Annotated in this window: 10 protein-coding genes; all 10 read right to left on the bottom strand. The window is 43.0% G+C overall.

Annotation, left to right across the window (positions count from 1 at the left end):
* Window positions 1–2 precede the first annotated feature (2 nt).
* The 10 genes from ABIM45_05785 to pilM are packed head-to-tail and all read right to left on the bottom strand — an operon-like array spanning window position 3 to window position 10,607.
* Window positions 3–3,545 carry a PilC/PilY family type IV pilus protein gene (locus ABIM45_05785; protein MEO0239413.1) on the bottom strand — a complete coding sequence of 1,181 codons (3,543 nt, stop codon included), beginning with the start codon at window positions 3,543–3,545 and terminating at the stop codon, window positions 3–5.
* Between the two features lie 20 nt (window positions 3,546–3,565).
* On the bottom strand, window positions 3,566–4,018 hold the full coding sequence (locus ABIM45_05790) for a hypothetical protein (protein ID MEO0239414.1): 453 nt from the start codon (window positions 4,016–4,018) through the stop codon (window positions 3,566–3,568).
* Entirely contained in the window at window positions 4,015–4,929 is a 915-nt protein-coding gene (locus tag ABIM45_05795) for a PilW family protein (GenBank protein ID MEO0239415.1), read from the bottom strand. Before ABIM45_05795 ends, ABIM45_05790 begins: the two co-directional genes overlap by 4 nt.
* On the bottom strand, window positions 4,919–5,341 hold the full coding sequence (locus ABIM45_05800; GenBank protein MEO0239416.1) for a prepilin-type N-terminal cleavage/methylation domain-containing protein: 423 nt from the start codon (window positions 5,339–5,341) through the stop codon (window positions 4,919–4,921). The genes ABIM45_05795 and ABIM45_05800 overlap by 11 nt, the downstream gene beginning before the upstream one ends.
* Window positions 5,342–5,395: 54 nt before the next feature.
* Complete coding sequence (locus tag ABIM45_05805; protein MEO0239417.1) at window positions 5,396–5,953, bottom strand: prepilin-type N-terminal cleavage/methylation domain-containing protein; 558 nt, start codon at window positions 5,951–5,953, stop codon at window positions 5,396–5,398.
* A gap of 2 nt (window positions 5,954–5,955) precedes the next feature.
* Window positions 5,956–7,149: a secretin N-terminal domain-containing protein gene (locus tag ABIM45_05810; protein MEO0239418.1), complete on the bottom strand. Its 1,194-nt coding sequence runs from the start codon at window positions 7,147–7,149 to the stop codon at window positions 5,956–5,958.
* A gap of 16 nt (window positions 7,150–7,165) precedes the next feature.
* Window positions 7,166–7,945, bottom strand: coding sequence for an AMIN domain-containing protein (locus ABIM45_05815; GenBank protein MEO0239419.1), 780 nt, complete (start codon window positions 7,943–7,945; stop codon window positions 7,166–7,168).
* Window positions 7,942–8,526, bottom strand: a complete 585-nt coding sequence (gene pilO / locus ABIM45_05820; protein ID MEO0239420.1) for a type 4a pilus biogenesis protein PilO — start codon at window positions 8,524–8,526, stop codon at window positions 7,942–7,944. The genes ABIM45_05815 and pilO overlap by 4 nt, the downstream gene beginning before the upstream one ends.
* Before the next feature lie 8 nt (window positions 8,527–8,534).
* On the bottom strand, window positions 8,535–8,981 hold the full coding sequence (locus ABIM45_05825; GenBank protein MEO0239421.1) for a hypothetical protein: 447 nt from the start codon (window positions 8,979–8,981) through the stop codon (window positions 8,535–8,537).
* Window positions 8,982–8,996: 15 nt separating this feature from the next.
* Window positions 8,997–10,607 carry a pilus assembly protein PilM gene (gene pilM / locus ABIM45_05830; protein ID MEO0239422.1) on the bottom strand — a complete coding sequence of 537 codons (1,611 nt, stop codon included), beginning with the start codon at window positions 10,605–10,607 and terminating at the stop codon, window positions 8,997–8,999.

The following is a 10,607-nucleotide window of genomic DNA, read 5'->3' on the forward strand; positions in this document are numbered from 1 at the left end:
CCTTAAAAGTTTGCTGGTCTCCATATCCTTGCACCACTCTTAGGACTGAAGGGAAGTTCCGTTTGAATCTGTCTCACTTCGCCTGTAGATGTCTGTACAAAGGCTGTTGCCTCTTCCCTTGACCCAATCTGAACGGCAGGAGATGCAGGCATACCCTCCATTTGCACCTTTGTAACAGCATATCTCTGTGTGTTAAGTCCGAGAGGCGCATTGGAAGAAGCAGTTCCCGTCTTGTAGAATAGCACATAAAGCCATCCCTCACCACCAAATCCACAGGGATCAGGATTAACCCTGTAAGTGGTGAAAAGCACAGCACCACCAAGAACGAGAGGGAAATTAAGTGACTTCTCACCATTTAAGAGTTTCACGTACCAGCCCTTATATTTTAAGTTAACAGAATCCACAAATGCCTGGAAGGAGAGATTACCCATTCCTGGAATATTTTCAACGGTGGCAGCACCTGAAGTGTCAATCTTTACCTTAATGTTTGTTGCATCCAACAAATTCGATAATGTATAACTGGGTGAAGTTTGTGAATTCCAGCCTCCATTCCAGTAATTGTCTTTAAAACCAACAAAATAATTCGTTCTCGTGTCAGTTTCATCGGCATCCGTAAAGTACTTACCAGATCCAAAGAATACCCAGAGATTGCCATATTCGTCCATGGAAGCTGCCGCGCCTGAAGTGAGTGGTGCATCGAGCTGGAAAGCCATAGAAAGCTGCCAATCAAGAGGATCTATACTGTTATTGATCACAATCCTATACAAGGCTCCCTTGTCAATGGTTGTATTGCCCGATTTTTCAATGTATGTAACAGGAAGGTAAACGACATCAACGCTGTAATCTAATTTAACGTCTACTGAAATAGGATTTCCACAAAAAGCACCTAAAGTCTGGTTATTAGGATAAGGTATCTCTATCTTTCTCAGCATTTGACCACTCTTAAGATCGAGAACATAAAAATAGGCATGTTTTGTCGATGTATGACCTGTTGGGGTAGTATTGGTGCCTGAGCCAAAAACTACAAACCACTTCTCCTCTTCACCTTCAACCACCTTTAGCACCGAAGGGTAAGAAATAGTGTACCCGAGGTCTGGATCTGTAAATTCCCACAAAACAGCAGGGTTATCTGGATTTGAGATATCAAGGGCAAAGTACGAAGAGGTAAAAGTACCACTTGAAATAGTGATTGGTGTTCCACCAAATCTCATACCAACAATGGCCACTGTACCCCAACCCTCTGGATGGTCTTGGTCATTGCTGAAAATCCTTACATCGGTGACCTTGGGTTTTAAATCCACATAGTAAACATGGCAGTATTGTGGATCTCTCAACCATTTAAGGTGAGGAAGAAGATTCATTGGTATAACAGCCCACAACTCATCTCCCAGTGGCTTTCCAAGGCCATCAACTTTTCTGTTTAGTGTGTCAAAAATTCCTGCATTGAAGGCGTGGAGCATGCCGTCATTGGCACCAACAAGGAGTATGTTCCTCCTATCCTTCTTTTGACTGTAAAACTCGCGGTAGGAGAGGTCATCATAAATTAAATCATATCGCTCCGTAGGTTTACCCACATAGGTTGGAGTTGAGTAAACGATGTCGCCGAGCTTCCAGACCTTACCCGGTTCAAAGGTTCTATACCTCCAATAAGGATTCTGGTAATCAACTCCCCTTACGTAGTTTATCAAGGAGTCTATAAAATTAACAGTTCCGCTCACACCCAAATAAGACTGAAACTTGGATCTCTGGGAAGTTGTAAAATCAACGAGACTATATCCAGAACCTGAAGGTATTATGGCCTTTATGTTTCTATAACCGGCTTGCTTATCCAGTAACCCCTTTCCAGCTCTCCACAGGAAGTTTACATCCCAGATGTCCACCTCATCAACTCTATAAGACATATCGTTGGAAACCGCATACCTTTCAGCTTTCGTCTCATTTCCTTCCACTTTAAATTTAATTATATAATCAGTGCTATCAAGCTTTCCATCCTGATCCGTATCTTCCCTCAAGTTACCATTTTTATCAACAAAATAGGCACCAACTTCACCGATCCAGGTTAATTCCCCACCAGAAGTGAAGTAAGATGGTTGGAAGAAAGCCTGATACATTGTTCCTTCGCCCCTCTGGGTCTGCGAAATAACACTCGCTGCGGTAGCGGAACTAACTCTCCTCATAATATCCAGAATGGCAGCTTCTATAGCCCTTTCAATATCTTCACCATTTTCAGCCTCATAGTAGGTGTCCGGAACGCCATCATTGTTCGCATCCCACTCTTTTTGAAGGTCAGGCCTATTATTTCCGTTGTAATCTATGAAACCACCATCTTTGCTGGCTTCAGCGAGAAGTGAGTGGCCTCTCCCAAAGACAAAAACGCTGTAAAGGGTTAGATTCTGAGTTCCTGGAATATTAGGCCGCAAATCATTCACGTGCATGTACAACGCAGCATCGTCAAGATAATGACCACTATATGGATCTATTTGCGAATCGGTAAAGTTCGGTTCAAGTCCATCACGGTCATAATCTCCAATAACTTGTTGAAGAACTGGGTCTTTATCCCTCGTGGCCTCACCATCGGTCAAAAGGAGAACGAAACTCTTTCTGCACCAATAGCGCGGGTCACCCATAGGGTCCCATTGGGTTCCAGTCTTATAATCGTTGTTATAAAAATAAGGTTGCGGATTTTGCTGAAAATATGCAACCGTTTCAAGCAAACACTCTGCTAAGGGAGTCCATGTTTCAGGATCAGTATTTTGAACTGCATTAACGAAGCCACTCATAGATGAATTATCCTGATAATAACTGGATACAAATCCACCGTCGTTATCCGATCTAGTGTAAACAATCCTTCCCAGACTGTTCAATTCTCTACCGTTTCCTTTGGCATTGAAATTAATTAACCAGAATCTCGGAGCATCATCGTCCCACCTGCCATCCATATCTTTGTCACCAAGTTTCTGAATCACCCCACGAGAAAAAGTAGAGTCAATTTCTACCCTGTTTTGTGCGGAGAGAATTCGATCCCAATACCACACCTTTAACCAATAGATCTCTAAACTACTGGGAGATCCCCCTACAACATAAAATGCGTACGTCCTACCGTTGAGCGTCGCGTACCTAGTCCACGAATATCTCGACTCACATAAAAGAGTATGGGCAAACCCTCTTGGACTTCTTGCTTCTGCCTTTCCGCCAACGAGCACTTTTTTAAGAACGCTCATCCTTGACATCACGGCCCAGTTGAGAACATTCCCAGGCCAATAAGTGTAGTAGTCCGCCGAGTTATTTACAGGAACCCAAGCGTTTCCATCATACTCGTACACTTTGTCGGGGTCAAAATACCCATAATACCTCCTATTGGGGTTATAATCTTCCCAATATGCAGGATCACCCATCGAACCTGAATTATCCATGATAATCAATATATTAGGGGTAACCTTCTGGGCAAGGAAGGGGGGGACATTACATGGTTCCCCTTCCATCTGTGCCAGAAGGCTACCTGCCGTAAACAACATTATCAATAGCAAAAACTTTTTATTTAACATAATCTCACCTCTCTTTCCACTTATTGAGCAATAACACCAATTACCCTTCTATAAACAACTTCAAGTTCAATCCGGTCATCTGGACCGCCAGTGGCTTGGGATAGTATATTGTAGAAAATGGCGGCACCACCTCCGCCCACTCCCCTTCCAACGCCCTCGTATGCTGCAGCAAATTCGAGAGAGCCACCCTTTTCTGTAACTACAAAAAGCCTTTGAGGATTTACGGTAACTTCCCTTCCACCTATGCTTGTTCGAAGATTCTGGTTAATGGGCCTGCCCTCGTTTTCAGCCCTCCAGATCTCATTCACCCCCAGTTCTACTCCACCCTCAGCCGCTTCGAAGGTCGTAAGGGCTCTGCGCGTAATTCCCGTAATTCTCAAACCCCTCTGAACAAGATAGGCAGTGATCCCACCAATAACTACAAGGAAAGCCACTACCAATATTACCGTTACCAAAGCAATTCCTCTTTTCATCTTACATTCCTCACTTTTACATCGATGGTATAAAACCTTCTCCTCCTGTGGAGCTGGTCACCAGTGATGTTATAGGTATGGTCTTCGACAGTAATGCGATTCTGAGGGAAGGTATATTCCCTATCCAGAGTTCCGAGAAGAACGAGATTTAATCTGACTGACCTTAGTAATTGGTTAAATTCACTTATCCCCTGGGGATTATGTACCCTTTCACCCGCATCTTCTATCCCGTTTTTGTTTCCATCTACCCAGTAGGAAACCTGAAAGTCCTCAACACCTGTGAGGAAAGGCACCCCACCCCGTAGTAAGGTGTCATTTCTCAAGGTATATTGCACCCTTTGAAACTGCCCGCCAGGTACCACGTAAACAAAATTACCCGCTGCTGTTTGGACGTTACCATTTAAAGTAATGCGATAGGCAGGCTGGTTGTTATAGGTCAATTGCTCCGTCCCAGTCACGATTAAAGGCTGGGTGACAATCAACTTTTTCTTATCATCCATAATGATTATAGCATCCCCGATCTGCAAATCGACCCTTTCATCCCCCCAGCGCCTTACGATAATCTGATTAGCGCTGAAAATATCCATTGTATAACTCCATCTCGTCGTGCCACCTACAATAAAACCGGTACTGATAAGGTTTAGAGCATCAGGGCCGCTTGAACTGTTAGTACCTGTTATGGGAACCTGTGTAGCAGGAACTCCATACCCAGCCATTAGTACATCAAATTTCATAATGTTAAACGCCTGCTGAACATCTGTCTGGAGTATAGAGATGTTTCTTTGAGTTGTGGCCGTTCTTATCTGAGAGCGATACACCACAAAAACGGCTGCAAGAAGAAGGCTTAAAATACCAAGGGAAACCAAGAGTTCAATTAAAGTAATACCCTTTCTCTTTACATTAAAGCTCATAAGAGCTCCTCACTGTTTCCACAAAATAACTTTTTTGCCTACGGCTCCTTGCATCGTACCATCGGACTATAATCCTTATAGTCTTTGTTCCGTCAGCATTGTTAGCTACATTCCACATAATAGTATACTGGATATTATCTAAGGTCTGAACTTCCCTATGGTCCGGATTTAAAGTATCCGCAAGGTCGTTGTTGTCTTCATCATTTGCAAGGTCAGGGGCATCAAAGGACAAACTCTTAAACCTTTCAGAATAGCGCTCCGCTAAATACTTGGCATTAAGCATTTGATTTTGGACATTGTTTAATTTTATCGTGGCAATGGCAAGAGGTATGACACCCAAAAGCCCAATAGTCAATATCGATAGAGCCACAACCAACTCTATGAGTGAAAACCCTTTTCTTTTATTCTTCATTTACCTATGCCTCCAATGCAAATTATACCGCAAAATTAAAAAATTGTCAATACCCTATTTTTCTTCGATCCACTGCCCTCTCCAGGAGTAAGTCTTTACCTGTCCGAAAGAGTTCACCTCCACACACATTAAATTTCTGCCGTCATTTAAGTATATTTCACCAGGAGTTTCGCATAACCCAAAGGGAGTAAATTTAACGGTGTCGTTTTGGGCCCCGTTACCTACGCCAAACATCACTCCATCGGAATCGATGGCTCCACCATGGAGCGCACTTGCTCCCTGCAAGCCTCCTAAGTTGACCTTCGGGCTAATATAATTGGCATAATCAGCAACAATGGAATCTATATTAGGAAGTGGATGTGATAGAGCTTCCCTCCTAATTTGAACATTTCTACCAGTGAATACAACGGCCCGTCTTGCATTAGTGGCCATAGCCGTAGTTCTTTCGTTCTCAAGAAGGGCCCTTAATTTCACAGCTTCGTTTCTGAGCCTGTTTCTCTGAATCCACTTTGTACCTCCCCAGAAGGGTATGGCAAACAGTATGCCAATGATGAAGATTACCAGCAAGACTTCAATAAGGGTCATGCCCTTCTTGAGAGGCCGATTTATCATAACTACTCCTTAACAATGTTCGGCGTCAGGAAAATCAAAATCTCTGACTTTCCCTTTTCTACCTGATCCCTTCCAAAGAGGTATCTTATAACGGGGATTCTCAAAATAAGAGGCATTCCCTGCTTTGCCCTTTTGTCTTTTTCAATAATTACACCACCTATCATCACCGTTTCACCATCGGAAACCGTTATCTTTGTCTCCGCCCCTCTCTTGGAAGTGATGGGTTGTCCAGTAGCGGAATAACCCGTTAAATCACCTGTTTCCGTTTTGATATTCATAACGACCTTACCATCGGGAATAATGTGAGGGGTAACCTCGAGCTGAATACCAGTCTCTTCAAACTGAACTATCGTATTGCCTGCCATATCTCTTGAAGTCACCGGCACCCTGATCTTTGAGTATATAGAAGCCTTTTCATTGTCAAGGACCATTATCTTCGGCTCTGAGATGGTGTTCGCCTTGCTCTGCCCCTCAAGAGCATCGATAGCTGCCTCAACTTGAAGGGCTTTGGACCCCAAGTAGTGAACTGTCAGGTAGGTTGGATTTTCGGCCATCGGTTCACTATGCTGGGGTAAATCATAGGTCGCACCTTCAAAAGCGGGATTTCCGAATCTCATAGCCCTAAGTTCGGTACCGAGCTTGCGGGATTCATTATAATCTACTTCTACAATTCTTCCAGTAATCAAAACCTGAGGATAGGGTTTATCAATCTGACTTAAAAGATCCTCAACTTTGTAGAGATTTACTCTTAAATCTGTCACTATTAAAGCATTAGAAGACTCATCGATCTTTATATCACCCCTTGGAGATAGCTGGGATTTCAAAACTTCCGCCACTTTGCGCGCATCAGCATACCTCACCTTCAACACCTTTAAATCAAGGTCCGCCGCTGTCTTAAGCTGTGAGAACTCTTGCTGGGTCATAATAGTTATCATACCTTCACTTTCAATCATCGCAAGTCCATAGGCATCAAGGAGTGACTTAAGGGCCAATCTCCATGGAACATCCTTGATATTGAAACTCACCTTCTGGGTCACAGAGGGTGTCGTAATTATGTTAACCTTACCTACCTCAGCAAAGGCTCTAAGGACAGTCCTTATATCGGCCTGTTCGACGCTCATCGTTATCGTGGCTTCTTGAGCAGAGACTAATGCAGAGGCAAGGAGCAAAAGGCCAAGCTTTTTAAACAATTTCATTTATAAAACCTCCTTTTTATTTCTGTTCTTCCTCTAATTTTAGTTCAATTCTTCTTGTAAAGCCAAAATCAACGGTTGCAAAAATTACCCGGTCGGATTCAATTCTAACGACCCGACCGTTCCTTACCCTATCCCCCTCTTTTAAAACATAACCCACCCCTCTCCTGTCCTGAAGAAGGGCAATATTCCCCTCGTCAGTCTTAATTATGCCGAGAAGTTTTGCTTCACTCACATTTAGAAGTTCTTCCCCACCTGGTAAAGATTCTGGCTGGAAGGGGTCCTTTTTCCCACGGGAAGAGTAAAAATACTTTTCACCAAACTCCACTTTGTATGAAGGCTTCTTAGGTTGTTCAGCTGTTTTAGCTTGTTCTACATTCGTAGACTGTTCTGGAGCTTCACTTTTATAAGGTACTTCAGAAAGCCCGCCAACAAGGATTACAAGTTTTCCTTCCGCCTGTGAAACAGTGTAAGTCCTAAAACTATCCACATCAAGAACTATTCTTGCAATGGGTACAGGGTCCTTCCGGTATTGGGCACCCCTCATCCTTTGGATTCCGTTTTTTCCTACCACGAGAATCTTTTCACCAAGACCGTAAGCAACATTCTGGAGATCAACCACAATCCTTGGGGGATTAGCGAGGGTAAAATGTCTGAACTCTGGCACGCCCTCAGAAAATTCTAACTCTATTGCAACTCCTTCAGGTACATCTTTAATAGCGTAAGCCTTTAACAAATTCTGAGCAAAGGCACCACCCGTTAAAAATAAGGTAATTGCAAATAAAATTAGTTTTCTCATCGCGTACCTCCTGTGGTTACTGAGGCCTGAGGATTATACACATAGCAGATGATTTGAAGCTTTGCTCGTACTGTCTGTCCACTTTCCCTTTCAGAACCTGTCATTCTCTCTACCTGCAGGTTATCTACTGTCATTATTCTCTCAGAGTTTGCAATAAAACTAATAAAGGTTCCAAGTTCGTGAAAGCCCCCTGTAACCTCAAGGGATATGGGGTACTCTATGTAGAGTTCCTTAACAGTCGGGCTTTGAGGCTTAAAACTTATAATCTTGATCCCAGATGTAATTGCCATTCCCGTAATCTGGGAAAGCCATTCCTCCATTCTCGCTTCCTGAGGCAGATACTTCTGGGTTTCTTCCCAAAGTGCAAGTAAAGAATCTTTCTCCCTTATAATCCTATCGTAATCCTTAACATATTCCCTTAGATTCTGAACCCTTGAGTACTCTTCTTTGTAAGCGCTCTCAACCTTCCTCAATTCTCTGGCCTTCGATGCATAGACCGAATTCCAGAGAAAGATGAAGGTGAGAACATATACTATGACCGCTATTAGCCAGATCGCTGCCGGTGATTTTAGTCTCTCCATAGGACCCTCTATTGAGTTTGCCGTTTAAGGTATATCGTAGGCAAAGTTGCATCCTTTCCTGGTGTAATACTAAAGCCGGTAAGCTCACCATAGGCAGGACCAATCAAGCTATCATGGTAGAAAGCCTGGATCTTTATGCCAATATTGGAGCAGGGAATCAATCCCTCATATTGTGTCACTGGTTCTACAACAAAAGTATAGTTGCCTGAGGTGTCACTTATAGTCTCAAGCATACTCCCCGAATAGGGATACTCTGCCCCTGGATCACCCATTAAATACAATTTTGCGCCCTGTGCAGGTACAAAGACAAAAGTAGTTTCATTGTGGACTGTGTCAATTAGAGCAACCTCATAGCCCACCTTCCCGGTAACGGTTACAGTGTTATCAGAGATACTACTGCAAGATGAGAAGAGAAACGCTGCAACCAAAGCAATGCCAAGATACAAATACCTCATTTGTAAAACCTCCTTTTACTTCAATTTAACACTTAATTGAAAACTGGCATATTTTTCCTCCTGACCACCTGCAACTTCAATGGACAGGAGGTTCACCGAATCTACAATCGGCGAATTTCTTAAATTACTCATAAATTGAGAAATACGAATGTTTGAAAGAGCTCCACCTGTTATGTTTAGATAGTCTCCATTTCTTCCTAAGGCCTCAAGCCAGCACCCTGAGGGGATAACTCTGTTAATCTCATCCAGAAGCTGTACATATTTTGTTCTACCCTGCTGCAATTGAGCAATCAAGTCAAGCTTCCTCCTGGCATCTTCGATCTGCTGTTTAAAACCTTTGATCTCATCAGCCTTTCTTTGAAGTTCAACTTCTTCGGCCTGGAGTTGTGTAATTTGTTTCTTGAGGCCCGAGATTCTTCTTGTTGTGCCAACCGACAATGCAAGAATTCCTATTACAAGAAGGAGCCACACAAAGAGGGCACCCACTAAGTGAGGTAGTAAAGAAACCTCCTCAACCACTGGTACAGCCTCCATACCCGCTTCCGTTGGAAGAAGGTTTACCTTGTGGTCTTTTTTATAGAAGTGTAAAGCATTTCCTATGACAATGGTTAATAACGGTGCATTGTCCTTCAAACCTTTAACGCCTTCTTCAATAGCAAAGAGTCCTGTTATATCAAGGTATTTAATGTCAACACCGTACTTAGTTTTTATGAAATTTGCAAGTCCATAGAGCTTGCTTCCACCGCCCGAAACGTAAATGTTAAATTTCTTTGAGCCTTCTGCAAGCGCTGGTACATATTTTTCCGGAGAAAGGAATCTATCGTGGAGAGAATCCATTGTATCATCAAAGGCAGATTTTTCAATGGCGGCAGTAGGGCCATTCAATGCGGTCTCCTCTGCTTCTTCTACCCTGAGATCAAAGAACCTGGAAAGGTTATCAACGTAGGATTTAATGCCCGTCGGTATTTCAACCATTTGCTGAATCTGACCATCCTTGATATGAATTAATAGGGTCACTTCATATCCTACGTGCAGGAAGAGATTGTCTCCAGAAAGATTCTTAAGATCAAGGGCTTCAATTACCCTAAAGAGTGAAATAAGGTCTGTTGTTACCAGTGTAGGTTCAAGGCCAGCAGCCCTAACGATATCGAGGATATCGTATATGAAACTCAATTTTGCAGTTCCAACCAAGATATCCACAGACTCTGCAATTTGACTCACCCCAAGGATCTCATAATCCCTTACAATCTCCGTCGGGTCGACATGCAACTCTTCCTTGATTTTCCAATCCACAGCTTCTGCAAGTTTCTCTTTCTTCTTATAGTAAGGTATAACCATCGCCTTTGATTTGACTTCGCCACCGGCTATACTTACGACCACATTAGTAGAATCGGTTCCAAGTTTCGCATAGGCATCCCTGATTTTATCAATCAGAACCTGTCTGTCTATTATGTCCTTACCCAAAATCACATCTGGAGGCACCTTTTCAAGAGCATAGGCCTTCAGCACTATATCCTTTTTTACCCTATCGAACAGTGCAGCCTTAACATAGCGGGACCCAATGTCAAGAACGACAATTGGGCCCTTTACCTTACCTTTCCCGATTTTTCCTAATAAGGCCATCAT

It is taken from the genome of candidate division WOR-3 bacterium (genome assembly GCA_039803545.1).
Lineage (GTDB): Bacteria > Hydrothermota > Hydrothermia > UBA1063 > UBA1063 > UBA1063.